General features: G+C 43.0%; 25 protein-coding genes. 16 read left to right on the top strand and 9 right to left on the bottom strand.

The window, feature by feature from the left end; all coding sequences use genetic code 11:
* Positions 1 to 675: 675 nt before the first annotated feature.
* Together LC605_RS00450 and LC605_RS00445 are read right to left on the bottom strand one after the other, a co-directional pair.
* Positions 676 to 1,122 (bottom strand): hypothetical protein, encoded by a 447-nt coding sequence (locus LC605_RS00450; RefSeq protein WP_229545609.1) that lies wholly within the window; start codon positions 1,120 to 1,122, stop codon positions 676 to 678.
* A gap of 239 nt (positions 1,123 to 1,361) precedes the next feature.
* Entirely contained in the window at positions 1,362 to 1,736 is a 375-nt protein-coding gene (locus tag LC605_RS00445) for a hypothetical protein (protein ID WP_229545623.1), read from the bottom strand.
* Positions 1,737 to 2,085: 349 nt separating this feature from the next.
* Here LC605_RS00445 and LC605_RS00440 point away from each other — a divergent pair, with 349 nt between their 5' ends.
* The gene (locus tag LC605_RS00440) at positions 2,086 to 2,286 is read left to right on the top strand and encodes a hypothetical protein (RefSeq protein WP_229545608.1); all 201 of its coding nucleotides are present in this window, start codon (positions 2,086 to 2,088) and stop codon (positions 2,284 to 2,286) included.
* A 168-nt stretch (positions 2,287 to 2,454) separates the two neighbouring features.
* On the opposite strand, the gene LC605_RS00435 is transcribed toward LC605_RS00440, so the two are convergent.
* The 4 genes from LC605_RS00435 to LC605_RS00420 form a co-directional block, all read right to left on the bottom strand.
* Positions 2,455 to 2,760 carry a DUF4090 family protein gene (locus tag LC605_RS00435; protein WP_229545607.1) on the bottom strand — a complete coding sequence of 102 codons (306 nt, stop codon included), beginning with the start codon at positions 2,758 to 2,760 and terminating at the stop codon, positions 2,455 to 2,457.
* A gap of 59 nt (positions 2,761 to 2,819) precedes the next feature.
* Complete coding sequence (locus tag LC605_RS00430) at positions 2,820 to 3,074, bottom strand: hypothetical protein (RefSeq protein WP_229545606.1); 255 nt, start codon at positions 3,072 to 3,074, stop codon at positions 2,820 to 2,822.
* A gap of 163 nt (positions 3,075 to 3,237) precedes the next feature.
* The gene (locus LC605_RS00425; RefSeq protein ID WP_229545605.1) at positions 3,238 to 6,336 is read right to left on the bottom strand and encodes a phosphoenolpyruvate carboxylase; all 3,099 of its coding nucleotides are present in this window, start codon (positions 6,334 to 6,336) and stop codon (positions 3,238 to 3,240) included.
* Positions 6,337 to 6,420: 84 nt separating this feature from the next.
* A complete protein-coding gene (locus LC605_RS00420) occupies positions 6,421 to 6,675 on the bottom strand; it encodes a hypothetical protein (RefSeq protein WP_229545604.1) in 255 nt (84 codons plus the stop codon).
* Between the two features lie 613 nt (positions 6,676 to 7,288).
* Between LC605_RS00420 and LC605_RS00415 the strand changes: the two genes are divergently transcribed.
* From LC605_RS00415 to LC605_RS00385, 7 genes are all read left to right on the top strand, one after another.
* Positions 7,289 to 10,303, top strand: coding sequence for a DUF1574 domain-containing protein (locus LC605_RS00415; RefSeq protein WP_229545603.1), 3,015 nt, complete (start codon positions 7,289 to 7,291; stop codon positions 10,301 to 10,303).
* Positions 10,304 to 10,443: 140 nt separating this feature from the next.
* Positions 10,444 to 11,943, top strand: a complete 1,500-nt coding sequence (locus tag LC605_RS00410; protein WP_229545602.1) for an MBOAT family protein — start codon at positions 10,444 to 10,446, stop codon at positions 11,941 to 11,943.
* Between the two features lie 453 nt (positions 11,944 to 12,396).
* Positions 12,397 to 13,479 (top strand): photosystem II q(b) protein, encoded by a 1,083-nt coding sequence (gene psbA, locus LC605_RS00405; RefSeq protein WP_229545601.1) that lies wholly within the window; start codon positions 12,397 to 12,399, stop codon positions 13,477 to 13,479.
* A 208-nt stretch (positions 13,480 to 13,687) separates the two neighbouring features.
* Entirely contained in the window at positions 13,688 to 14,263 is a 576-nt protein-coding gene (locus tag LC605_RS00400) for a YdeI family protein (RefSeq protein WP_229545600.1), read from the top strand.
* A 173-nt stretch (positions 14,264 to 14,436) separates the two neighbouring features.
* Complete coding sequence (locus LC605_RS00395; protein ID WP_229545599.1) at positions 14,437 to 15,354, top strand: hypothetical protein; 918 nt, start codon at positions 14,437 to 14,439, stop codon at positions 15,352 to 15,354.
* 495 nt (positions 15,355 to 15,849) lie between these two features.
* The gene (locus LC605_RS00390) at positions 15,850 to 16,323 is read left to right on the top strand and encodes a TspO/MBR family protein (protein ID WP_229545598.1); all 474 of its coding nucleotides are present in this window, start codon (positions 15,850 to 15,852) and stop codon (positions 16,321 to 16,323) included.
* Positions 16,324 to 16,413: 90 nt separating this feature from the next.
* Complete coding sequence (locus LC605_RS00385; protein ID WP_229545597.1) at positions 16,414 to 16,887, top strand: TspO/MBR family protein; 474 nt, start codon at positions 16,414 to 16,416, stop codon at positions 16,885 to 16,887.
* Between the two features lie 265 nt (positions 16,888 to 17,152).
* Here the strand turns inward: LC605_RS00385 and LC605_RS00380 are convergent, their stop codons facing one another.
* A complete protein-coding gene (locus tag LC605_RS00380) occupies positions 17,153 to 17,860 on the bottom strand; it encodes a M15 family metallopeptidase (protein WP_229545596.1) in 708 nt (235 codons plus the stop codon).
* A gap of 125 nt (positions 17,861 to 17,985) precedes the next feature.
* Positions 17,986 to 18,237, bottom strand: a complete 252-nt coding sequence (locus LC605_RS00375) for a DUF4926 domain-containing protein (protein ID WP_229545595.1) — start codon at positions 18,235 to 18,237, stop codon at positions 17,986 to 17,988.
* Positions 18,238 to 18,430: 193 nt separating this feature from the next.
* On the opposite strand from LC605_RS00375, the gene LC605_RS00370 reads away from it, so the two are divergent.
* From LC605_RS00370 to LC605_RS00355, 5 genes are all read left to right on the top strand, one after another.
* Complete coding sequence (locus LC605_RS00370) at positions 18,431 to 19,912, top strand: aminotransferase class I/II-fold pyridoxal phosphate-dependent enzyme (RefSeq protein ID WP_229545594.1); 1,482 nt, start codon at positions 18,431 to 18,433, stop codon at positions 19,910 to 19,912.
* Positions 19,913 to 19,992: 80 nt separating this feature from the next.
* Positions 19,993 to 21,012 carry an ABC transporter ATP-binding protein gene (locus tag LC605_RS00365; protein ID WP_229545593.1) on the top strand — a complete coding sequence of 340 codons (1,020 nt, stop codon included), beginning with the start codon at positions 19,993 to 19,995 and terminating at the stop codon, positions 21,010 to 21,012.
* A 3-nt stretch (positions 21,013 to 21,015) separates the two neighbouring features.
* The gene (locus LC605_RS32695; protein ID WP_267868349.1) at positions 21,016 to 21,147 is read left to right on the top strand and encodes a hypothetical protein; all 132 of its coding nucleotides are present in this window, start codon (positions 21,016 to 21,018) and stop codon (positions 21,145 to 21,147) included.
* Positions 21,148 to 21,243: 96 nt separating this feature from the next.
* On the top strand, positions 21,244 to 22,131 hold the full coding sequence (locus LC605_RS00360) for an ABC transporter permease (protein ID WP_229545592.1): 888 nt from the start codon (positions 21,244 to 21,246) through the stop codon (positions 22,129 to 22,131).
* 36 nt (positions 22,132 to 22,167) lie between these two features.
* Complete coding sequence (locus tag LC605_RS00355) at positions 22,168 to 22,563, top strand: hypothetical protein (RefSeq protein ID WP_229545591.1); 396 nt, start codon at positions 22,168 to 22,170, stop codon at positions 22,561 to 22,563.
* Between the two features lie 76 nt (positions 22,564 to 22,639).
* On the opposite strand, the gene LC605_RS00350 is transcribed toward LC605_RS00355, so the two are convergent.
* On the bottom strand, positions 22,640 to 23,077 hold the full coding sequence (locus LC605_RS00350; protein ID WP_229545590.1) for a peroxiredoxin: 438 nt from the start codon (positions 23,075 to 23,077) through the stop codon (positions 22,640 to 22,642).
* A 203-nt stretch (positions 23,078 to 23,280) separates the two neighbouring features.
* Between LC605_RS00350 and LC605_RS00345 the strand changes: the two genes are divergently transcribed.
* The 3 genes from LC605_RS00345 to LC605_RS00335 all read left to right on the top strand — a co-directional run bounded on the left by LC605_RS00345 (position 23,281) and on the right by LC605_RS00335 (position 25,991).
* Complete coding sequence (locus tag LC605_RS00345; RefSeq protein ID WP_229545589.1) at positions 23,281 to 23,685, top strand: Npun_F0494 family protein; 405 nt, start codon at positions 23,281 to 23,283, stop codon at positions 23,683 to 23,685.
* Positions 23,686 to 24,166: 481 nt separating this feature from the next.
* On the top strand, positions 24,167 to 25,651 hold the full coding sequence (gene cobQ, locus LC605_RS00340; protein ID WP_229545588.1) for a cobyric acid synthase CobQ: 1,485 nt from the start codon (positions 24,167 to 24,169) through the stop codon (positions 25,649 to 25,651).
* A gap of 103 nt (positions 25,652 to 25,754) precedes the next feature.
* Positions 25,755 to 25,991, top strand: a complete 237-nt coding sequence (locus LC605_RS00335; RefSeq protein ID WP_069073076.1) for a 2Fe-2S iron-sulfur cluster-binding protein — start codon at positions 25,755 to 25,757, stop codon at positions 25,989 to 25,991.
* Positions 25,992 to 26,069 lie beyond the last annotated feature (78 nt).

Raw genomic sequence — 26,069 nt, 5'->3', positions numbered from 1 at the left:
TTGTTACTAAGTTGTAGTGGAAATTATAACTTCGTAATTGATAATGGTGAAAAATTTGTTACCCATTAACAATTCGTCAGATGAAGTTGCAACCAGATAAAGTTATATCACATTTGTCAATAAGTGATGTTACTTAAAAGTCCTATGTGATCCGTATATAAAAACAAGTTTTTCCAAGAAACTTGCGGAAACTCCCTAAACAGATTACTTAATTTTGACCTCTAAAGTTTAGGACAAAAAAAATTAAATATTTGATTTATAATTATATTTCTAGTATATTCACTAGTAAATTTTGATAAATTCAATAGGATTGCAATACTGCTCGGTTAAAAAGATTTGTAGAAGATTTGTAGGTTGGGTTGAACTTTAGTGTTACCCAACAAAAAGAAAGAAAAGTTGGGTTTCGTTCCTCAACCCAACCTACGCCTACGCCAGAATGATTTTTAAGCTTAACCGAGCAGTATTGAATAGGATTGCTGTGTAAGCTAATGAGCATTTAAGTTGCATGATACCAGGGATAGAGCCGCTTACTACAAGCGAATAAACATCTGGTGAAATTAAATATGCGTTACCCATAACCCTTGTAGAGACGTAGCACTGCTACGTCTCTACATTTTTTTCCACCAGATGTCTAATTAGTCTGGAAAAACGAATGACGATTAGCTTATCTATTCTCTATTTACCAAAAGCATCCTTGATGTTATCAACGGTACGTTCAACAACATTTTTGGTATCGTCTACTGCTTTTTGAGTCCGATCTGCATCTTCGTTCGCTCTTTTCTCAATTGTAGCCGCATCTTTCTTGGCTTTGCGCTCAATAAAACTACCATTGTCTGTTGCTTCGTCAACTTTATTGGCATTGTTCCTGGCAGTTTGCTTAACTTTATCTGCCGCATCTTCGATGAAATTTTTGGTTCTTCCAGCATCTGTACTGGCTTTTTCTTGAGCGCGATCGCCTGCATCTGAAGATGCAATCAAGGTTGCAGCAGGATCAGCCATTGCTGAGGTGTTCGAGAAAAATGCACCTTGCCAAAGGAAAGCCATCGCTAACATACAAAACAGTGTTGTAGCCATCCAGCGTTTTACGGTGGAAAGCTGTTTTGTCAAAGAATTCAATTTCATGCAATACAATCTCGTGTGATTTAGTATACTATTTTTACTTCATTTATCTTATTAGCCATATCGATCCCTAGATAGAAGTTATTGCGTCGTTAGTTATGAAATAAATTCACTATTTTGATAGATTGAATTTTGAATAAAGATTTTTTTTATTGGTAATCAAGAAAGGAAGTGAACAGTTCACAGATTTTGGGCATAGGCGATCGCACTTAGAGAAAAGTCAGCGATCGCCGTTTAGTTAATTAACTGGCGATCGCAACTGACTTTTTCCGATTGGGACGCTTGCGTTCTGATTTTTTCTTAAATCCAACTGCTTGGGCTTGATCGCTATCTGAGCCATATTGCCCACGAATCACTTCTTTCATCGCTAATACAGCATTGTGAAATTCCCATTCTGCTAATCGCGCACCATCAGCAGCAGCACGGTATAAAGTTAGCTTCTCAGTTTCAGCTTGTTGCTGCGCTAACATAGTTTGATAAGCTTGCTGTAAGTTTTCTACAGACGCATCAGCACGGGTTGTATTGTATGTGCTGATGGTTTGCAAGCCGTGCAATGAGGTTATATCTTGACTAATTAATTGAGAGGACAAACGGCGTGTTTTATCTTGGACAGGCATATATAAATACGGATGAATGTACATTTTTAATGTGCCCATTAGAACAAAAAAACTAACAGCAAAGTTGCGTTATTTGCTGAAATCTTTTCCCTCACCCCCAGCCCCTCTCCCAAATATGGGAGAGGGGAGACATAATTCTAGTTCCCCGAATCCCAAAGATGGGAGAAGGGGTTAGGGGATGAGGGCTTTACGACCTGTGCAACTTTCTCTCAGACGTAACCCCCAACCCGAACCCTTGTAGTGTTGGAGAGCAAGAATCAAAGCCTCTCAGGAGTGGGAGAGAGGAATGGAGATGGGTTCTAAAGATAAGTTGCACATCGCGTAATATTACTTTTTGTTGGTCGAAACAATGACATTGTTAGTCGAAACAATGGCATTGTTAGTCGAAACAATGGCATTGTTGGTCGAAACAATGGCATTGTTGGTCGAAACAATGGCATTGTTGGTCGAAACAATGGCATTGTTGGTCGAAACAATGGCATTGTTGGTCGAAACAATGGCATTGTTGGTCGAAACAATGACATTGTTGGTCGAAACAATGGCATTGTAGGAGGTTGCATTAGATATAGGACAATACGCTTGGGTTAAGGCTAAAACTCTGAGTAAAAGTCAGTTTTTTTTACGAACCGCAAACGCGAGTGCGTCTCCCCCTGGGAGAAGGACGCCAAGGACGCAAAGAGAAGAAAGAAATGCTTAACCCAAGTGTATTGGGCTATATTTATTTTCCGCTATAAAAAAAGGCAATTTCTTTCTCTTTTAGGGGTGCGAAGCCAGCATCTACAAGTAATTGGTCGAGTTCTCCTTGGGGAATGTGTTTTGCGCCAATTCGCACAATGCGCGATCGCATAGTATTAGATACGCCACTGCGCTGTCTATTGCCTTCTAGCGCCATGACTTTACCATAAAGTTCTAGCTTGGCAGGTGGAATGGGAGAACCATCAAAATCAATTCCCTGTGCGATCGCTTCGTCAATTGCATCAGCCCCTGTGGTGGTTTGATTTCCTGGGTTAGTTTCGGTAGGCATGGTGATTTGCTCTTTTTCGCTATGGGTAGATTTTACCAGCCTTGGTCAAATTCACGTTACTAATCACGAGCTTGTCGCGTCACCAAACCACCAAGAAACGCTCCCAAGATAGTTCCTGTCCATAATCCTGTGGTGCTACCTTGCCAAACTGCTCCTGGTGTCATCCAAGCGTTGCACATCTCCTTCAAACCCCAAGGTTGGTTTTGGCACTTTTGACTATGGAGCATTATGGTGATTTGTCCACTAGTGTAAGCACCAAAAAAACCTGATGACAGCGCTAAAAAAGTGCAAATTAAAATTTTATTTTTTGTCATTTGTCATTTGTCATTTGTCATTAGGGCCAATGGCACTAAGTTAAAGATTTAAGCTTGCATTGGGATGCTCCCCATTCGGACATTGAGCATTGGGAAGAAGCGCAAAGGCAAAGGAGAAATGGAAATGCTTACTGCAACTTCCCCTCTGTTCCTTCATTCCCTACTAACCTGTATTTCTCATCCCGGCTGCAATCCCATTAATAGTTAACAATGCCCCTCGTAGTAACTCGCCTTTGCTGTAACGAGAATGAATTACTCCAGAAGTACCAGTAGTATTTAGAGAGTGCCGTAAACGCTTGAGTAATGAAACTTGGATAAATCCCAAGGGGACAATTGTGCCATTGCGTAACTGTACAGATCGTTGCAATACAGGATCGCCATCTAACAGTCGATTGTGATCGGTGATTTTTAACACTAAATCTCTTGTCAGATAGAATTCGCTGGCAATTTGGTCAAAAACTTTGGCAAAACGAAGTTTATCTTCTGGTTTTGACAATTCCTGAACATAGTGATGTGCCATTTGCATATCTACTTTTGCCAAAGTCATCTCGGCTTTGGAAATCACCATCTTGAAAAAGGGCCACTTAACATAAAAGTAGCGCAGCAGTTTCAAGTGTTCTTCTGGTTCTTCATTCAAAAATTCTTTTACAGCTGTGCCAACGCCATACCAGGAAGGCAGCAAAAAGCGGGTTTGTGTCCAGCTAAATACCCAAGGAATAGCTCGCAGACTGCTTAAATCTTTCTTACCAGATGGACGGCGTGCGGGACGGGAACTAATTTGCAACTGGCTAATTTCTTCAATGGGAGTTACTTCGTGGAAGAAGTCAACAAAATCAGGCTGTTCGTAGATTAGGGCACGATAGTGTTGCCGCGATCGCGCTGCTAATTCTTCCATAATCTCATTCCAGGGTTCAATATCATCAAACCCTGTCCGCAGCAAACTAGCTTGAATTACAGCTGTGGTGATGGTTTCCATGTGGTATAGTGCCAAGTCCAACAAGGAGTATTTGGAAGCCAAAACTTCTCCTTGTTCGGTAATCTTGATTCGGCCATTGATACTATGACCTGGTTGAGCCAAAATCGCCTCGTAAGCGGGGCCCCCACCCCGGCCCACAGAACCGCCGCGTCCGTGAAAAATCCGCAAATTTATATCGTAGTTTTCTGCTATTTGTTGCAGTGATTTTTGGGCTTTATGAATTTCCCAGTTGCTACTTAAAAAACCAGAGTCTTTATTGCTGTCAGAATACCCCAGCATTACTTCTTGCAAGTTGGGGGTGAGGGGGGATGAGGGAGCAGGGGGGGATGAGGGAGCAGGGGGAGCGGGGGGGGATGAATTTTCATCCATAAGAACACTCTCTGCTTTTGTCTGTTCGTAGCCGCCGGCTAATAAAGCGCGATATAACGGGAGTTCAAACAGTTTCCGCATGACGCTTCTGGAGCGCTGTAAGTCTTCTACTGTTTCAAATAGGGGGACTACTTGAATCGTTCCCACAGCAATGGCGGGGTCAAAAAGTCTGGCTTCTTTGGCTAAGAGTAGTACTTCCAGCACGTCGCTGACGTCGCGGCACATACTAATAATGTAAGTTTGGCAGATCTTGAGACCAAACTCTTGTTGGAGCGATCGCACCACGCGAAAGGTTTCAATGACATCGTTGGTTTTTTCGGAAAATGGCAGTTCTGCCGGAATTAATGGCCGACGGGTTTGCAGTTCTCCTGTGAGCCAAGCGACTCTTTGCTCCTCAGAGAGGTCGTTGTAAGGTTGGGGTAATATTTGCAGATATTCTAGTATCTCATTGAGCGCATCGGCGTGGCGGGATGATTCTTGACGGATGTCTAGCTGTGTCAAGTTAAAACCAAAAATTTCTACCTGACAGATGAGATTTTCTAATTCTCGACAGCTTAAACCTGTTTCTGTTAAGTTGCGCTGAATCATCCGCAGTTCTGCGAAAAAATCGGCTCCCGAACGATAGAGGGGGCTATCTTGATTTTTTGGCGTTTCCCGATTGTACAAAGCTAGATTGCGATCGCGAGTATTTTCTAGCCGTTTCAGCACATAAGCCAGTTTCAGCCGATAGGGTTCTTGTCGATAACGTAGCGCCAGTGCATCGTATACTTCGCTCAACTGAGACTGATCCGCTTCTAGAGATTCGAGTAAGTCTGGTAAAACATCACTCCAATGCATCGACACACTCAACAATTCAATCAGATTTTTCACTGACTGAATATATCTTCCCAGTACCATTTTGCGCTGATAGCAAGCTGTTTTCCAGGTAATTTCGGGTGTGACTGATGGGTTCCCATCTCTGTCTGAGCCTACCCAGGAACCGAAAGAGCAAAAGTTTTTACTCGGTGGTTCTAGCCAAGGAAAGGTATTGGATAGGGTGTGTTTGAAACGTTTATATAGTTGGGGAATGCCATCAAATAAAACTTCTTGGAAGTAGTGTAGAGCATAATCTACTTCATCTAGCACCGTGGGTTTGAATTGATGAAGTTCGTCTGTGCGCCACCACAAGCGAATTTCTTCGAGCAATTGTTCACGGACATCTGCTGCTTCCCAAGGATATGCACCTGGTGTAGTCCCGGAATGATTTTCCAAAGCATCCAGTTTTTGCAAAAGTTGTACCACCTGTCGCTGCTTATCTCGGATGGTATGACGCACAATTTCCGTCGGGTGCGCTGTAAAAACTAAGCGCACATCGAGATGTGCAATTAGACGTTGTATTTGCTGAGGTGGTACATTCAGTTTGAATAAATAGGGAAATAAGGCAGCAAAAGTACCTTTTGGCTTGACTTGCGCTTTTTCTAGATAACTCTTTCTCAGCAAGTCTGCTGCTATTCCCTTGCTAACAGGCGCATCATCTTCTCTTTGATTGGAGGAATAGTTGACATTGGATGATGTTTCTGGCTCTGTAGCCGTTTCTACCTCATAGCGACTCAATTGCTGTCGTTGTTCGTATTCCTGCTCTATGATGTTAATCAACTGAAAATACAGGGCGAAAGCCCGAGCGGCGCGAATTGCTTCGTTGATATTTAGTTGTTCAATTAATTTGACGGCTGAGGATGCTTGGTCATTTGTTGCTTGTCCTTCGGGTGAACATAAATCGCGCAACTGTCGCAACAGATCAACCATATTTTGACCGCATTCTTGCCGGAGAACTGACTCCCACAATTCTTCCACTACCTGGAGACGATGGCGTAAAAATAATTCCGACACCGGGTATATATCCGCAGTTTGAGACGAAGAGTATAAAAGGGAACCCATATTCTCTATTTTTGTAAAGCTAATTACTGTTTACGGTTCTAGGTTTTGCACTTAATGCCCACCGGGTTGTTCCTGAGCAAATAATTATTTGGTGTATATCTTCTCATCTTGATTGGTTTCGTGTTCATCTGGGAAGTCGAGAATCGGTAGGCGATCGCCTCGAAATAATTCTTCACTGGCTTCCCCTATCGCTCCTAGCGCTCTTGCTGTAGTTTTTCCGGTAATGAGCAGCAGTAATATAGACGCTGTACCTATTTGTAAAAGGAAAGACTGAGGAACGGTAAATAAATCGACATTGAACGTGGGGCTAGGTGAAGGCTGTTGTTTTACAGGAGGCATTGCTAATTTTTGGTTATGGGAATTAAAGAGTTAGGAGTTAGGAGTTAGGAGTTAGGGGTTCAGGGTTCGGGGTTCGGGGTTCGGGGTTCGGGGTTAGGAGTTAGGAGTTAGGAGTTCGGGGTTCGGGGTTCGGGGTTAAGATGACTCCAAGGATAAAGGGAGGGAGTTTAAATGAGATAAGCTTGTTGTTTGTTTCGCCTGTCAGGGGCGTGTTAGCACACTGGGATGCAAATCAGGTTTTAAAGGACAAGTCATCAACTAATCATATAGAATTATTCTGACTCCGAACTCTTAACTCCAAACCCCAAACTCCAAACTCCAAACTCCAAACTCCAAACTCCAAACCCCTAACTCCAAACTCCTAACTCCTAACTCCTAACTCCTAACTCCTAACTCCTAACTTCAGAATTCTGACTCCTTATTAGTAAAATAAACGCAAAACTCAACATTAGTCGGACTTGCAACCTGTACAAGACTATCTTGTCCGATTTTGTGAGCTACGAAGGTAACAAAATTGTTAAAAAAAACCGTCAGAGTGTGATAAACCTATGGTTTTAGTTTACAAGTGCAGGCACTATCCTCCAAAAATCGCTTCCTGTTAATTTAACTTCAGATGAAAACAGTATTACCAGATCGCCAGCAATCCTTAGTGCAATGGGTAAGCCAAGCAACAGGGATCAACACTTTCGGAGTGAAAGTCCGGTTGCGGGGAAATGACCTTCATATTCTTTGTGAAGGTACAGAATGTCCGCAGCGTTGGCGCACTTTGTCTGACTTGCTGCAAGCACTACAGCAAACAGACTTGGATATCCTGACAAGCAGCGAACAAACATCAATATATCAAGTATTTGTCTATGGCCGAAGAAAAGGGGAACAGCGCCCCAAATGGTGCCATCGGGTTCACTTGAATCAAATAGATCAGCATCTGGAGCAGGTGGAGCAAGCCTTGCTAGCAGACTCGGAAAAATCAAAACAATTGGGTGGGGCGCTAATTGTCTCTAACGAAAGTTTGGCACGCCAAGGGAACCCAGAGGCGATCGCCAGATATCTCAGCGAAACTCTGAGTACGTTAGGTGTATCGGTACAGGCAAAGATTAAGCCATATAAGTCCAAGAATTCTCAACCGGAAGAAAATCGCCTATGGATATTTTGCCAGTCGAGCTATAGCCCTGATGCATCGTTGCTGGCTGAACCAATAGCACAGAAGTTGCGTTATCTCAAGCTTTCCGGCTATCAAGATGCCATAATTGTTTCTCAGGTGAGCGGCGAAACTGCCCCTGATTGGCTGCTGCGGGTAGATTTGACACCACCAGAGGTAATGCTCAAAGAGTGGGCGCGTTGGGGCGATGTCCAAGCGATCGCTCGATTATTAACTGAGGTACTATCAGGGTTAAAAGTTGGTGTCCAAGTTTCTCTGCAAGAATCAACGCTACATATCTTTTGTATCCCAGCTTTTGATCCTATAGGAACTGCGCCCATCCCAGACAAGGTAGTGTGCTTAGAGGCGATTTTACCCCAGCTAGAAGCGATCGCTCCTCAAGGCATTCTCGCCGCCACCGTATACGGACAAAAAGCAGGTGACAAAGAACCCACTTGGATTGATTGGCTGACTTTACCCGCAGCCAAGCATCCCGTCTTTGCCACATCACCGCTAGATTTGGCCAATACTGGCGATGAACCAGCCATCGTATTTTTACTGGAGCGTTTACTCAATCCTGACTTAGATTGGCGACTATTGACAGGTGGAATTCGCGTACTGCTGTTGAACAAAAATGATTTATTGCACATCATGTGTGATGCACCTGTTTGTCCAGCCCGTCAACAAGTAGCAAGTAAAATTACACACTTGCTCCGCCAATTAAAAATTCCCGGCATTATGGGGATACGTGTCTACGGTCGCCGTGCTGGGAATAAAGAACCTTTTTGGCACTATGGCGTTGATCTTGAGCATCGCCAACGTTTAGTCCCAGAAGCAACCCCAGAATTTGCTGCTACTTCTAAATACGTTAACGATCTAGTAACCTCTGAAACTAACGAACCTATTTTGCGCCCCAACTTCACCACACAAGAAGTTCAAAGTTTGGTGACAGAAGTAGCGCGACATTGGATCGTAACGGCGAGTGCAACAGCGAAAAAATTTCTGTTGAAAAGCCAGCTATTTACCGAAAGCCACCAGTCAGCAGAATATAATCCTGATGTTCAAGGACTTAAGGTTGCTCTGGTTTGGGGAACACTAGGATTATTACTAACCCTCCAAAGTGATTGGGTACTGGGTCGAATTATTGCACGCTCTATGCCGAGTTCGCCAAAGGTCGCTAATATCTCGCTCCCATCATCTTCTGAACACAAGGCATCTTTGACATCTGAAAAAAATCAGAGTGAGAAAACGACATTTTTGACCAACACTTCCAAGACCAAATCTCCTCCAAATCAGAGTTCTGTATTTAATGCTTCAGAATTTACCCAAAGTGATGATACTGTGACAAATAATTTGGCAGCCGCACCACTGAAGGAAAAAGCAACCGCTACCGCGATTCTTTTAGCAGCGCGATCGCAGATGCCAAGTTTCAATGTCAGACAGTTAGACGAGCAACTAGCACTGTATAAACAGCGTTTAGCTAGAACAGGTAGACCGCCAGATGTGTTGATTATTGGCTCCTCCCGCGCCCTCAGAGGAGTAGATCCAGCCGCACTTTCTAAAGCTTTAGCGACTCAGGGCTATCCAAATCTTGACGTGTTTAACTTTGGGATCAACGGTGCTACCGCACAAGTTGTAGACTTTGTAATTCGCCACGTACTAGAATCATCAGAACTGCCTAAAATAATTCTCTGGGCAGATGGTGCGCGTGCTTTCAACGGAGGACGCGAGGATATCACCTTTAAATCGATCGCTGCATCAGCCGGTTATAAACAAGCATTCCAAAAAACACCAACAGCTGCAAATAGCAATGATTTACCCGAAAATACAGTAAATTCGGGAAAACAAAAGACAAAGGAAGAAAAACAGGAAATTAGTACCTATGAAGCTGTCAATCAGTCGTTAAATCAGGCTCTAGCATCCGTTTCTGCGAGCTATCAAAACCGTGAACAAATAAAAAGTTTACTGCAAAAACAACTGCCCATACCTGGTCGTAATCAGACAGTTGCATCAGAAAGACAGCTAACAGACGGTACTTCAGATGAGAGTATTTCTCAGCAAGCAGTTGACTTTGATGGCTTTCTAGCTTTATCTATTCGCTTCAATCCCGCTAGATACTATCAAAAACATTCGAGAGTTCCCGGAAATTACGACAACGACTATAAATCTTTTCAAGTCGAAGGAGAGCAAGATGCTGCCTTTCAAGAAGTGCTTGAGTTCGCTCAGTCTCAGAAAATTTCCTTAGTGTTTGTCAATATGCCTCTGACAGAAGATTATTTAGATCCAGTACGTAGACAATATGAGCAAGAATTTCAGCAATATATGTTGCGTTTGGCTACTAATCCTAACTTTATTTATCGTGATTTGAGCCAACAGTGGATAAAAGCCAATGACTACTTTTCTGACCCTAGCCACCTCAACCGCTTCGGTGCATATGAAGTCTCGAAAAAGCTAGCTAATGATCCGATGATTCCTTGGCCAGCCAAGTAGGGAGTGGAGGAAGCAGGGGAGGTACAGGAAAAATAATTATTGATTAATCCTCAATACCCCATGCCCAATAACAAATGACAAATGACAAATGACAAATAACAAATGACAAATGACCAATGACAAATGACAAATGACTAAAAATGAACTTTATATCAATTTTTTATGGGCTGTTCTTATTGAGTGTGTTAGGAATTTACTGGTCTTTAGCACAACATAAATTGCGATTATGGACGCTGCTAATTGCTAGTTTAGTTTTCTACGCATCTCTGCACATCCAGTACATCCCATTACTATTAGCATTGACATTTATTAATTTTCGTGTAGCACTGGAGATGGGAAAAAACACATCACCAGAAAAACATTCTCTTGATTGGCAAATTTCTAATGAAGAGTGGCAATTTACCCAAAGTGACTGGAATTTTCGTCGTTTAAAACTTTTGTGGTTGGGTATAACTCTAAATGTTTTAGTATTATTAGTTTTTAAGTATTTTACCCCTTTCCTCAAGTTTGTTTTTCATGTGCAAACAAACTCATCAGATAGCTCTTTTAAATTGATTGCACCCTTGGGAATCTCATTTTTTACCTTTGAATGCATAGCCTATTTAATAGATGTCTATCGTGGGGCCCCCGCTACGGAGAATTTTCTCAAATTTGCCACCTACAAATTATTCTTCGCTAAACTGATTTCCGGCCCGATTACCCGCTACCACAACTTAGCAAATCAATTCAATACACTAGAATTGCCCAGTAGCGAGAGAGTAGCTGAGGCGCTGTGGTTAATTGCAAGAGGTGCAGTCAAAAAAGGTATTTTTGCAGACCACCTGGGAATTTTCGTAGATTTATGTTTTGGTAATTTACAACGTGCAGGTAGTACCGATCTTTGGATAGCTACATTCGCTTACGGGTTGCAGTTATATCTAGATTTCAACGGTTACGTAGACATCGCCCGTGGTAGTGCTTTGCTTTTCGGTTTGGTTCTACCTGAGAATTTCGACTTTCCGTATTTTAGCACCAATATTGCAGAATTTTGGCGGCGCTGGCACATGACTCTGGGAGATTGGCTGCGTAACTACATATATTTTCCTTTGGGTGGTTCCCGTCGGGGTTTAGTCCGTACCTGCGGTAATTTATTTATTGTGATGCTAATCGCTGGTGTCTGGCATGGTGCCGCTTTGGGTTATGTCGTTTGGGGTATATTCCACGGGTTAGCCTTGGCGGTTCATCGACTTACACATACTATGAGCGATCGCTTTGAAAAATTAAAACAATTCTGGCAAAATCCTCTGGGTATCTTTGTCGCTTGGTTATTGACCCAACTAATGGTTTTTACCTCTTGGATCTGGTTTCGCTTACCTAACCTCCAAGACTCTTCTTTAGTAATTCGGCATCTTTGGGGTTATCCAGCTGATGCCCAGTTTGCTCAAAAGGTCTATGTGGATGCCTTAAATATGAGTCAATACCAACTCACTTGGGTACTTCTAACTTTAGCTGCCCTGATGGTTGTAGTCTATGCCTTCAATCGGATACTAAAGTTAGAGTTTAACTGGCCTCTTAAGCTCGTCTTTGTGCCTCTATGTTTCTACGCTGTTTGGTTATTAGCTCCTGAAGGTAGTTTACCCTACATCTACTTTGATTTTTAACTGAAACATTTAGTTTTAAGTACAGCGACGCAAATAAAGCTAACTGGCTAAGGCTGTCATTTGTCATTTGTCCTTCGTCATTTATAAGGCAATACAGTTGGGTTAAGCATTTCTTCCTTCTCTCTTCTCTTCCTTTGCGGACTTTGCGGCCTTTGCGGTTCGTTAACAAAATTGACTTTAACAAAGAGTTTTAGCCTTAACTGAACTGTATTGATTTATAAGGGTTTAAGGTATATTTCCGTTTCTTAATATAGTTGATTTATTCTTGCCGGCTTACTGATCATCATTGTTTATAGTAGGAAAACTTTACAGTTCGATGAACTTGTTAAAGAATCATGTTAAGGAATATTAAGGCAAAGATCGCGTCTTGGCAAATTCATGTAGACTATATTTCAGCAAGGGAAAACAAATCCGCTTGTTCCATATTTAACAACCCATAGCACTTATAAAACAATGACCACAACCTTACAACGGCGCTCTGGCGCTAGCGTATGGGATCGCTTCTGCGAGTGGATCACTAGCACCGATAACCGTATCTACATCGGTTGGTTCGGCGTATTGATGATCCCTACCCTGCTAGCTGCAACCACCTGCTTCGTAATCGCCTTCATCGCTGCTCCTCCAGTGGACATCGATGGTATCCGCGAACCAGTTGCAGGTTCTTTGATCTACGGAAACAACATCATCTCTGGTGCAGTTGTTCCTTCTTCAAACGCCATTGGTTTGCACTTCTACCCCATTTGGGAAGCTGCTTCCTTAGATGAGTGGCTATACAACGGTGGCCCTTACCAGTTGGTAGTTTTCCACTTCTTAATCGGCTGTGCAGCCTACCTCGGTCGTCAGTGGGAACTTTCCTTCCGCTTGGGTATGCGTCCTTGGATCTGCGTAGCTTATAGCGCACCTTTAGCTTCCGCTACCGCAGTATTCTTGATCTACCCCATCGGTCAAGGTTCTTTCTCTGATGGTATGCCTTTGGGTATCTCTGGAACCTTCAACTTCATGATTGTGTTCCAAGCAGAACATAACATCTTGATGCACCCCTTCCATATGTTAGGTGTGGCTGGTGTATTCGGCGGTTCATTGTTCTCTGCAATGCACGGTTCTCTAGTAACTTCTTCCCTGGTGCGTGAAACCACCGAAACCGAATCACTAAACTACGGTTACAAGTTCGGTCAAGAAGAAGAAACCTACAACATCGTTGCAGCCCACGGCTACTTCGGTCGTCTGATCTTCCAATACGCTTCATTCAACAACAGCCGTTCACTGCACTTCTTCCTCGCAGCTTGGCCTGTCGTCGGTATCTGGTTCACCGCTTTGGGTATCAGCACGATGGCATTCAACTTGAACGGTTTCAACTTCAACCAATCCATCATTGATTCCCAAGGTCGTGTAATCAGCACTTGGGCAGATGTAATCAACCGCGCTAACCTGGGTATGGAAGTAATGCACGAGCGTAACGCTCACAACTTCCCCCTAGACTTAGCTGCTGGTGAAGTTGCTCCTGTAGCAATGACTGCTCCTGCTATCAACGGTTAATACTTTAGTATTAGCCTAAATAAAAAGCGCCCTCCAAAAATGGGGGCGTTTTTTAATTGTAATTATTTTACAGCTATTTTCAGGTAAATAGACCACGCGGTAGGGATGTCTAAACTTAATAATAGACATCTGGTGAAAATGGATGTAGAGACGTAGCACTGCTACGTCTCTACAAGGGTTTCAGCCAACGCATAATTAATTTCTGGAAATGTCTAATGAATTCCACACCTTCTGTCCCCCAAGTCGCGAAGAATGGCGGAGATGGTTAGAGAAAAACCATCGCACCTGTTTTGGTGTATGGCTTATTTACTACAAAGTAAAAAGTGGTAAACCAAGTGTTCGATATAGCGAAGCAGTCAAAGAAGCCTTATGCTTTGGTTGGATTGACAGTAAAGTCAAATCCTTAGACGAAGAACGTTATATGCAAATATTTACACCTCGAAAACCGAAAAGCGTGTGGTCAAAATTAAATAAACAATATATTGAAGAACTTATAGAACAAGGTTTAATGACTACAGTCGGGCTGGAAAAAATTGAAGCCGCAAAACAAAATGGTTCGTGGAACTCTTTAGATGCAATTGAAGCATTAATTATTCCCTTAGATTTCAAGCAAGCGTTAGAAGCAAACACAATTGCCAAAGAGTATTTTGAAGCATTTAATAACTCAGCCAAAAAGAATATCCTGTTTTGGATTGATAGTGCAAAACGTCCAGAGACAAGGTTGAAGAGAATTGAACAAACCGTCAACTCAGTAGCAGTGAACAAAAACCCATTAGTAGGATAACAAAGCCGACATCACTCTTTGACAAGGTGTTTTATGACGCGATCGCTCTTGGAACTTTAGCGCAAGTAAAGCAGCAACAGTGGAACAATTAGTGCAAACCAGCTTCATTAACAATTGGGAAACTCAAGTTACTGCTGAACATTTGCAAGGGATAGATGAAAGTATAATCCCCAATGGGAGCAACGCGATTTTATGAGGTTGATATTCTCATGAAGATTAGTTACAAATTATTCCTGCTTGCTTTAACTATTCCATTATTTCTGGGAATTTTAAATTTTCAAGCACAAGCTCAAGTTACTAAAGAATTGGGTGTAGCTGGTGATATTCCCGTTCCCGGCAATTATGATCTTGATGGTAGAATTGACGTTGCAGTCTGGCGACCAAGTAATGCTACTTGGTATGTAATTAACAGTTCTACAGATGAAACAGTTACTAGACAATGGGGTGTAAATGGCGATATTCCCGTTCCCGGCGATTATGATGGTGATAGGATAACTGATTTTGCAGTGTGGCGACCCAGTAATAGTATTTGGTATGTAATTAATAGTTCCACAGGTCAAGTAGTTACTAAAGAGTTGGGCGTAGCTGGCGATATTCCTGTTCCCGGCAGTTACGATAATGATGGTAAAACTGATTTTGCAGTCTGGCGACCAAGTAATGGTACTTGGTATGTAACTAACAGTTCTACAGATGAAACAGTTACTAGACAATGGGGTGTAAATGGCGATATTCCCGTTGTCGGCGATTATGATAATGATAGTAGAACTGATTTTGCAGTCTGGCGGCCGAGTAATGGTACTTGGTATGTAATTAACAGTTATACGGGTCAAGTAGTTATTAGACAATTGGGCGAAAATGGTGATATTCCTACCACTGGCAAATACGATGATGATCGTAGAGATGATTTTACAGTGTGGCGACCGAGTAACGGTACTTGGTATGTAATTAACAGTTCTACAGGTAAATTAGTTACTAGACAATTGGGCGAAAAGGGTGATATTCCTGTCCCTGGCATTTATAATTTCTCTATTAAGAGTGACTTCGCAGTATGGCGACCGAGTAATGGCACTTGGTATATTCTGAGGAATTAGCATCATTACATGAACTGCTTTGTCCAACTCATTTCTCTATGGAAGCAACGCCATAACAGTGAGGTGCTAAAAATTAGGGGTATCAATCCAGGGCTATTTCATTCTCATCTAGCCCGCCTCAGAATGAATTCTGAGTCTAATAGCGAAAGTAGTCTAAACAATACGGTTCGGTTAAGACTAAAAATAAAAATGTGTAGGTTGGGTTTAGCGTAAGCGAAACCCAAGAAAGAGAAAGAAAATGTTGGGTTTCGTTCCTCAACCCAACCTACGAATATTGTTAACCTTTATGATGCCTAGTTTTTTGGTTTCCTGATAATTTACGCGAACCATCTTTTTTGTCCAAAGTCCAATAACGGAAAATAGCTGTAAAATCATGCCAAATGATCTGAAAGTTTCCAACTCAGGGATGATGAGTAATTAGCAATTAAATTGACAAAATTACACTATGAAGAGTGGTATTTAAGCGATAGACAGCGCTTGCAAAGGATAAAGGGCATGATTAAATCTTGGATGGTGATTGGGGGTGTGGCTTTTTTAGTTGCCTTGGCAGCTAACTTGATTACGCCTAGCGATCGCCAGTGGTTCAAGCGCTTACAACGACCGAGATGGCTAACCTTTGAAGGGGCAATTCCAATTATTTGGACTGTAATATTTATTTGTGGTGCTTGGTCGGCTTATATTGTCTGGGAAAAAGACCCAGGAAGCACCTTAACTTGGTTAATCATGGGTTTATACTTGCTTTTAGAAATTATTACTATTGCCTATACGCCTGTAATGTTTAGGTTTCGCAGTCTAAAAGTAGGCACAATTCTGGGTGGCACAGGTTTTATCATTAGTGCTTTATTGATACTTGCAGTCTTAGGTTTTTCTCGTTGGGCAGCACTGTTACTAGTTCCTTATTTACTTTGGAGTCCCATTGGTACTTATACCACTTGGCAGATGATCAGTCTCAATCCTCAAGATGCCTAAGATTCGCACCAAGGAATGATTCAACCTATGCCCTAAATTGTCAAACTTGCAGTGTATGACTTGACAAAATACACAAAGCTTGAGTGCATTATGATTCCATCTTGGATAATAATTGGGGCTGTAACTTTCTTCATCGCCCTTGGTAGTTTCTTGATCACGCCGCGTGATGTTAAATGGTTCGCACAGTTAAGTCGCCCTCGCTGGCTAGTTTTTGAGGCGCTAATTCCGTTGATCTGGACTGTGATTTTTATTTGCGGTGCAGCTTCAGCTAATATTGTCTGGGAAAAAAATCCAGGAAACATAATTACTTGGCTGCTAATGGCTTTATACCTCTTGGTAGAAATTATCACCGTCGCCTACATACCTCTAATGCTGAGGTTTCGCAGTCTCAAAGTCGGGGAAATTCTGGGAGTAATCGGTTTGATTTTAGGCGTTGTCGTCGCAGTCTGCGTTTTGCCGATTTCTCTAATGGCGGCGCTATTGCTTCTTCCTTATTTGGTTTGGACTCCCATTGGTACTTACACCACTGACGAGTTAAAAGAATTGAATCCTCAAGATGCCTAGTAAGAACCCTACCCCGCCAAAGCTACGCTTTGCTTGCCCTCCCCCTTGGTAAGGGGAGGGTTAGGGTGGAATAAAAAAATATTTGATACATGAATAATAAAATAACTTTAGGACTTACGTAAAGGGAACGGAAAACGAACCACAGAGGACGCAGAGGTCACGGAGGAATGAGAGTTTGAGAGGGTTTTTGCGTAAGTCCTAAAGTTTTCAAACACCCTCTTAGATTGTTCAATCCAAAATCTAAAATCTAAAATTCTTCTCTCTGCTAAACGAGACGCCCATAACGTGCTGTTACCGGATTGGCTGGATTAGATTGATTATTCAACCAAGCCCACATTTGATCGCCAATAGAAAAATGCCACCACTCTCTAGGATTGCGTTGAAAGCCAGCTTGTAACATTACATCTCGCAATAGCTGACGGTGAGTGTGATATTTTTGCCCTTGTTGGTGGTCAAAATTGGCATAATAATCTGGGTGCGATCGCCCTGACATTTCATCAATTGGCGAACCCATGTTTATTATTTGCCCTGCATCATCTACTAGTGTTACATCCACCGCGGCACCTGTACTGTGAGGTGGGGGAGTTTTTTCATCCCAACTCGGTACAGCCCAAATTTCATAAACCGCTTCCCAAATCTCTTGGCGTTGGTTTGGTGATAACTCTACCTCAGCCAATCCCCTATCTTGCACTGCTTGGGCGAAGCTGTAATCTACCATAAACTGCTGAACTGCGATCGGGCGATAAGCATCAAAGATTTGGATCCGCCAGTTGGGATGCAGAACATCAAGATAATTTTGGGCTTGGATCAAATTTTCGATAACGCTTTCACGAAGATAATAGGGGGATTTTTCACCATAAGTAGCACCTAATTTTTCATAAGGATGGGGAGATTCCACCGCAAATAATTCTAAAGGAATCTCTATTAGCGGTTCACCACAGTCGAAAATTGGGATTTGATGATCAGGTCTCATGTGAATAATTCGTAATACTTCGGCTACGCTCAGTACAAGTTCGTAATTATGACTCTCTGCTGTGCATGAGAAATAATTTATCAGCGATCGCACCTCAATTGAGATACAGACCCGAAAGTAAAAACTTAAGCAATTGCCAAATCATAATGTAAAACTAAAATTTCGTCTGATCTCAAAGTCGCCATTGCATATTCACAGCCTTGGGTATCAGCAAACTCGACTAAATAATGATATTCTTCTTGCTCATACACTTCTACAATTGTTCCAACTTGCCCACTGGGTAAGCTTTTGATAGAAATATAATCTTCTTCTATTAGTTGTAATCTCTCAATGGGAATCGGTCTAAGTGTAGCAATAGTATCCAAAAGTTTAACCACGGATTTAACTGATTTTTGGATTTCACGGATTGAACTAGTTCCGTGGGTTTAAGTCCCCCGGTTCTAAAATCGGTAAGTTTTGGGTCGGGGTCTGTCTTACAAAGTTCTGATCGCCGGAAACCGGCGATCAGAACTTTGCGGTAAATCCCCGTCACAAAACTTAATTACGAATTACGAATTACGAATTATTTTAATGCTCAATCAAAACCAAACACCCTTATTAGATGCCTTAAAAGCCAATGCAGCAAGACCCCATGCGCCTTTTTACACCCCAGGACATAAACAAGGTAAAGGAGTTTCTCAACTCTTGGCTGATTTCCTTGGTAAAGCTGTCTTTCGCGCTGATTTAACCGAGTTAGCAGATTTAGATCATCTTTTTGCAGCCCAAGGCGTTATTCAAGAAGCACAACAACTGGCATCTGAGGCATTTGGTGCTTTACAAACATGGTTTCTTGTCAACGGTTCTACCTGTGGTGTTGAAGCAGCAATTCTTGCTACCTGTGGCACAGGCGACAAAATCATTCTGCCTCGCAATGTACATTCTTCGGCGATCGCTGGTTTAATTCTCTCCGGTGCTATACCAATTTTTCTCAATCCTGAATACGACCCAGTTTTAGATATTGCCCACAGCATCACGCCCAATGCTGTAAAATCTGCACTCCAACAACATCCAGACGCTAAAGCAGTGTTGATAGTTTACCCAACATATTACGGCGTTTGTGGCGATTTGAGTGCGATCGCCAACATTACCCATCAATATAATATTCCTCTACTTGTAGATGAAGCACACGGCGCACATTTTGCCTTTCATCCCGAATTACCCACTTCAGCTTTAGCCGCAGGTGCCGATTTAACTGTACAATCCATCCACAAAGTACTCGGTGCAATGACCCAAGCATCAATGCTGCACATCCAAGGTAATCGGATAGATGGCGATCGCATCAATAAAGCTTTGCAGCTTGTCCAGTCTACTAGTCCTAGTTATCTACTTTTAGCTTCTCTAGATGCAGCGCGTCAGCAAATGGCACTCGACGGAAAAATGCTGATGTCTCGCACCTTGCAACTTGCCAATGAAGCTAGAACAAAAATCAGTCAAATTCCTGGATTATCAGTCTTGAGCAAGCCTTCACAAGGGGAGTTGGGGGGATCTCCCGGTTTTATGGCGTTAGATAAAACCCGATTAACAGTCACTGTTTCCGGTTTAGGTTTAACCGGATTTGCGGCAGAGGAAATTCTCGATGAAAAATTTGCTGTCACTGCCGAATTCGCCTCACTGCAACATCTCACGTTTATTATTAGTTTGGGCAACACCTCAGCCGATATTGAGCAATTAGTCCAAGGTTTTACCACCCTCAGCAAAGAATATCGTCGAACCAACTTGACTTTCAACAGGCAGATTTGGGAGAATCTAATGAGTAAAGTGAGCCATACTTTACATTTTTCTCCCCGTGAAGCTTTTTTTGCTGTCAGTGAAACATTACCCTTAGCAGAAACAAGCGATCGCATTTGTGCCGAAATCATCTGTCCCTATCCCCCAGGAATTCCTGTATTAATGCCGGGAGAAGTGATCACCGAAGCCGTTCTTGACTATCTGCAACAAATTCAGGCGATGGGAGGATTTATTAGCGGTTGCAATGATACAAGCTGCAAAACTTTGAAAGTGCTGAAAATTTAATTTTTATCCTCCCAAGACTCTCCACCTTCTACAATAAAGATAGACTTTATTGAGATTTGTATAGTTGGGGAAAAGCTGTCATGGCTCCCGCCGTTTTCATTCAAAATTTGCAAAAGCGCTACGGCACAGTGGTCGCCGTCCAGGATGTTTCCTTTCAGGTAGAATCAGGAGAAATCTTTGGTTTATTGGGCCCCAACGGTGCCGGGAAAACTACTACCTTGCGTGCCTTATGTACGCTGACCACACCCGATGCTGGCAAAATCGAAGTATCTGGCATCTCTGTGTTAGATAATCCGAGAGTGGCAAGACAACGACTAGGCTATGTTGCTCAGGAAGTTGCCATCGATAAAGTGCTAACTGGAAAAGAACTGCTGCAATTGCAAGCAGCACTTTATCACCTCCCAGGCGCAGTAGCCAAACAGCGCATTCAGACGGTATTAGATTTACTCGGTTTGCAAGAATACGCGAACAAAAAAACAGGAACCTATTCCGGCGGTTTACGCAAGCGCCTAGACTTGGCTGCTGGGTTACTCCATGCACCAGATGTTTTGGTATTAGATGAGCCAACTGTAGGGCTTGACATAGAGACGCGTTTTGTGGTATGGGATTTTCTGAGAAAATTACGCGCCTCTGGGACGACAGTAGTAATTACCAGCCATTACTTAGAAGAAATTGACGCTCTAGCCGATCGCGTGGCAATTATAGATCGGGGCGTTGTGATTGCTGGTGGGACACCTTCACAATTAAAAGATCAAGTAGGGGGCGATCGCATCACCTTGCGAATCCGCGAATTTTCCCCCATTGAAGAAGCAGAAATTGCTAAAAACCTCTTGCAACCTTTGTCATTTGTCCAAGAAGTGATCATCAACGGCGCTCAAGGCAATTCCCTCAACTTGGTAGTGACACCTCAGAATGATGTTCTTATCAACATACAGCAAGCCCTGAATACTGCTGGCTTGCCCATATTTGGCATTGCCCAATCTCGCCCCAGCCTCGATGACGTTTACCTCGCCGCTACAGGACGCACACTGATGGATGCAGAACTAGCAGCAGTTGCTACTCGCGATCCGAAAGCTGAGAAAAAGCAGAATATGAGATAGGAAATGGGGGATGAGGGGGATGAGGGAGATGAGGGGGATGAGGGGGATGAGGGGGATGAGGGGGATGAGGGGGATGAGGGGGATGAGGGGGATGAGGGGGATGAGGGAGATGAGGGAGATAAACAAAACTCCTAACTCCTAACTCCTAACTCCTAACTCCTAACTCCTAACTCCTAACTCCTAACTTTTAATGCCCAATCTAAAATTCAAAATCCAAAATCCAAAATTGCTATGAGTGTTACTCCTAAATCTGATATAAATTGGCAGCCACAAGCATCGGCGCAAGTTGATGCTAATGCTGCTTTTAACTTTTTCGGTGAATTGGTGCAAGAGACGTTGGCTTTAACTCGTCGCTTGTTTATTCAGTTGCAACGCCGTCCCTCATCTTTGCTGGCCGGAATTATTCAGCCAGTAATGTGGTTGATACTGTTTGGTGCTTTGTTCCAAAATGCACCTAAGGGTATTTTTGGCAACACAACAAATTACGGTCAATTTTTGGCTGCCGGCATAATTGTGTTTACAGCCTTTGCTGGGGCGCTAAATGCTGGTTTACCCGTAATGTTTGACCGCGAGTTCGGCTTTTTGAATCGTTTACTTGTAGCACCGTTAGCATCGCGGTTTTCCATTGTCTTTGCCTCAGCAATCTTCATCATCAGCCAAAGTTTGCTACAAGCAGCAGTAATTGTGGCGGTGGCAGCATTCTTGGGGGCTGGACTACCCGATGCAACGGGTTTAAGTGCGATCGCTCTCATTGTCTTGCTTTTAGCTTTGGGTGTAACAGCTATCTCCCTCGGTTTAGCTTTTGCCCTACCTGGTCACATTGAATTGATTGCAGTGATTTTCGTCACCAACCTGCCATTATTGTTTGCTAGTACTGCTTTGGCTCCTTTATCCTTCATGCCTCAGTGGTTGCAGGTTATCGCTACCCTAAATCCCCTCAGCTATGCGATCGAACCAATTCGCTATCTCTATCTCCACAGTAATTGGGGATTAGGTAGTGTAGTAATGCAAGCTCCTTGGGGCGATGTTACCTTTGGGGGAGCCTTGCTGGTATTATTTGGCTTTGCCCTTGTCGCCTTAGTTAGTATTCAACCCCAACTGCGGCGGACTCTTGCTTAAGGAGATAAAATAGAGCAATTTTAGGGTCAAAATCCGATGAAAAAACTATTTTTACAAATTCCTAGACTCTTTGTGGCTACCGTGACCGGAATTAGCTTTGCTTCCTTGCTCATGGCTCAACCAAGTTCGGCTCAAGTCAGCCCAACTGATGCTTTTCCCAGTAATAATACAACAGACGAAAATACCGATCCGTTCTCCCGCACGAACTCAGATAACTTCAATATGTTTGACCTGATTCATCGGGCGAATTTCGGAAATCTCAACTGGAATTCTGACCAACAGAACGAACAACTAGACTCAGCCGCAGCAGCCTTTAAAGCAAGGCAACAAAAACTAATTCAAGGTCAACAACAGCAAGCAACTCCCAGTTCACCATCAGTTACACAGCCATCAGTTACGCTGCCATTGGTTACACCGTCATCAGGTAACTGAATTCCAAAAAATAACCCCAAGCCTCTAAGCTTGGGGCTGAAACCATTTCAAAAATCCTTAGTTATCAGGTAAAAAACTACAGCCCAAGTGCAGCTAAAACATCACTAGCATGGGTGGTAGTATTTACACTAGCGTCAACATGGACAATTTTGCCACTGGGGTCAATTACGTAGGTGACACGCTTGGCATAACCACCGCCATCTACATCGAAAGCTGTAATGAGTGATTTGTCAGTGTCAGCCAGTAGGGGAAAATTCAAATTATATTTTTGGGTGAATGCCTGATGGGATACTTCATCATCTGCACTCACTCCCAGCACTACAACATCTTTACCTTGATATTGAGGCTGGGCATCGCGAAAACTACAGGCTTGTTTGGTGCAGCCCGGTGTGTCATCTTTGGGGTAAAAATACAAAACCACTGTCTTCCCGGCAAAATCAGATAACGAAACTGTGTTGCCGTTTGTATCTTTGGCGGTAAATGCAGGTGCATCCGTACCAACTGCTAGAGGCATAATTAACCTTTCCTGTTTCTGATTAGTTGATGCAATTGAAATTTTACATTAATTTATAATGTTTAAATATAATTATTAAAAAATATAGGACTAGTCCTATATATACTTCAGGTAACTAATTTTGGTTAAATAAGCTATCTGGATACAAAAAAATATATTCTTAAATTAATCTTTATTAAAAGAAAAATTTATCCCCACATACAATGCCTGCCGTTGATTCCCAAAACCCAAATATTTTTGTCTATCCTCAAAGCACACTACAAAGAGCCGAGCGATCGCTAGTGTGTTCACCCTTCAATTTATGTTTATTTGAAGTCATGGGACACCAGAGTGTGTCATTGAGTGCGATCGCCTTAGAAAATGGACTCAAGCACGGCTATACTAAACGCCCTTTATCAGAATTAGCCTGTGATAACGCCTTGGGCTGGCTGATTCAAGTGGGTGTATTGCGGCGGGAAGTCGATGGACAGGGGATTACAGATAGTTTTCGTCTCACTCCCTTGGGACGGCAGTTGGTGGAACAATACCAGGGAAAAAATTGGCGGACTCCTTCATGGCGCGATCGGTTATCGGATGCTGTGATCCGTTGGTTGCGGATACCTTTTTAGAATAAAAAATCAAATAGTTAGGATTAGGGAATCAAAGGGAACAATATCTACGGAAACATCACATCTATTCATGAAATCTTTACCTTGACACTCTCCGACCACTAGGATGGGGAGATTCTTACTCCCTTCCCCCTACAAGATTACCTATTGATTTTTCTCTCTCTTCCTTGGTGTCCTTGGCGTCCTTCTCCCTTGGCGCTAGCCTCTCCCTTTGGGAGAAGCTAGCGCCAAGGGCGAACATCACGCAGCCTGAAGTACTTTGGACGCAACTACGTTGCTGTTACTCAAGGGTTTTAGGCATATTTCCTATAATTATCTAATTGGAATTTGTGATGCTAGGCATTGAGCATTTAGTATGGGGCATGGGGCACTTGTACTGCCCTTAAGAGCGGGACGCACTTTAACTGATGGATGGATTGTCATATGACTATTCACTCCTAAAAATTCACCCTGTATCTTGAAAAACTAACTAATAAAGACTATGAAATCAATTATGGTAGTGGGGACAACATCCCATGCAGGGAAATCACTATTAACTACAGCTATTTGTCGTATTCTGTCTCGACGTGGCTGGCGAGTAGCTCCCTTTAAAGGTCAAAATATGGCTTTAAATGCTTATGTCACTGCCAATGGTGGAGAAATTGGCTATGCCCAAGCAGTGCAAGCTTGGGCTGCGGGAGTCGTGCCTTGGGTAGAAATGAACCCAATTTTACTTAAACCCCAAGGAGATATGACCTCCCAAGTAATTATCAAAGGCCGGTCTGTGGGCAAAGTGAGTGCCTCAGATTACTACGAGCAATATTTTGAACTGGGATGGCGGGCAATTGAAGAATCGCTACAGCATTTAGGAACAGAATTTGACATGGTGGTTTGTGAAGGTGCCGGTAGTCCAGCAGAGATTAACCTCAAGCACCGCGACTTAACTAATATGCGAGTGGCAAAACATTTGAATGCGCCAACCATTTTAGTGGTAGATATTGACCGGGGTGGTGCTTTTGCCCATGTCGTTGGCACTTTAGAGTTATTAGAGCCAGATGAACGCGCCTTAATTAAGGGTGTAGTAATTAATAAATTTCGAGGTCAGCGATCGCTCCTAGATCCGGGAATCAAATGGTTAGAAGAACGCACGGGTATCCCCGTTATCGGTGTCATACCCTACTTACAACAAGTCTTTCCAGCAGAAGACTCCCTTGATCTGCTAGAACGTCAATCGTCGTCAAATAAAGCCCAGACTGACCTCAACATTGCCGTCATCCGCTTACCAAGAATTGCCAACTTCACCGACTTTGACCCACTGGAATCAGAAAGTACAGTTTCCGTGAAATATCTCAGTCCTAAGCAAGATTTAGGACATCCTGATGCCGTAATTCTCCCAGGTACGAAGACCACAATTGCTGATTTGCTACTGCTGCAAAAAAGCGGTATGGCAGAAGCTATCCAAAACTATGCTGCTTCTGGCGGAACAGTTTTAGGGATCTGCGGTGGCTATCAAATGCTCGGTCAAATCATCGCCGATCCAGAAGGTATAGAGGGACAAGCTGGCAGGTATCAGGGGTTAAATCTTTTACCAATCAGAACTGTAATTACAGGACAAAAAATTGCTCGCCAGCGCCAAGTTAGCTCAAATTATCCCCAACAGGGCTTGCCAGTTAATGGCTTTGAAATCCACCAAGGGCGATCGCGCATTGAACAGCAAGGAGTAGATCCCCAATCCTACCATGCCCTATTTGATGATATTAATTTAGGATTAGTAGATAGTTGTCAATCAGTGTGGGGAAGTTACCTCCACGGGCTTTTTGACAATGGCCCGTGGCGACGGGCTTGGTTAAATCGCCTCCGTCAACAGCGTGGTTTAAAATCCTTGCCCACAGGTGTTGCTAACTACCGGGAACAGCGAGAGCAAATTTTAGACTCCCTAGCCACAGAAGTTGAAAGCCATTTAGACTTAACTCCATTTTTGTCTTAAACTAAAGTGCATAAAAATCTCAGATTTTTTCGATCAGAGTGTCATTAGTCGCTAATGACTAATGACCAATGACCAATGACCAATGACCAATGACTAATGACTAATGATTGTTCGTGTCCGCTTTTTACCAGATGATGTCACAGTAGATGCCGAAGTGGGAGAAGCCCTATTAGATGTAGCAGACCGGGCTGGGGTCTTTATTCCCACCGGTTGTCTCATGGGGTCTTGTCACGCTTGCACTGTCGAATTAGAGGATGGAGAGATCATCCGTGCTTGTATCACAGCAGTACCACCACGCGAGGAATTGACGATTAATTTGTTTAGTGACCCAACTTGGTAATGTCAGTAGATCACAAACTTTCAGGAATTGACGTAATAATAAGGGTTTCAGCCCTCGCAAAGCAGGAGACAAACAGCT

It is taken from the genome of Nostoc sp. CHAB 5836 (assembly GCF_020829445.1).
Lineage (GTDB): Bacteria > Cyanobacteriota > Cyanobacteriia > Cyanobacteriales > Nostocaceae > Nostoc.
The sequence above is the reverse complement of the archived record's forward strand: the minus strand, read 5'-3'. Positions and strand labels throughout refer to the sequence as shown.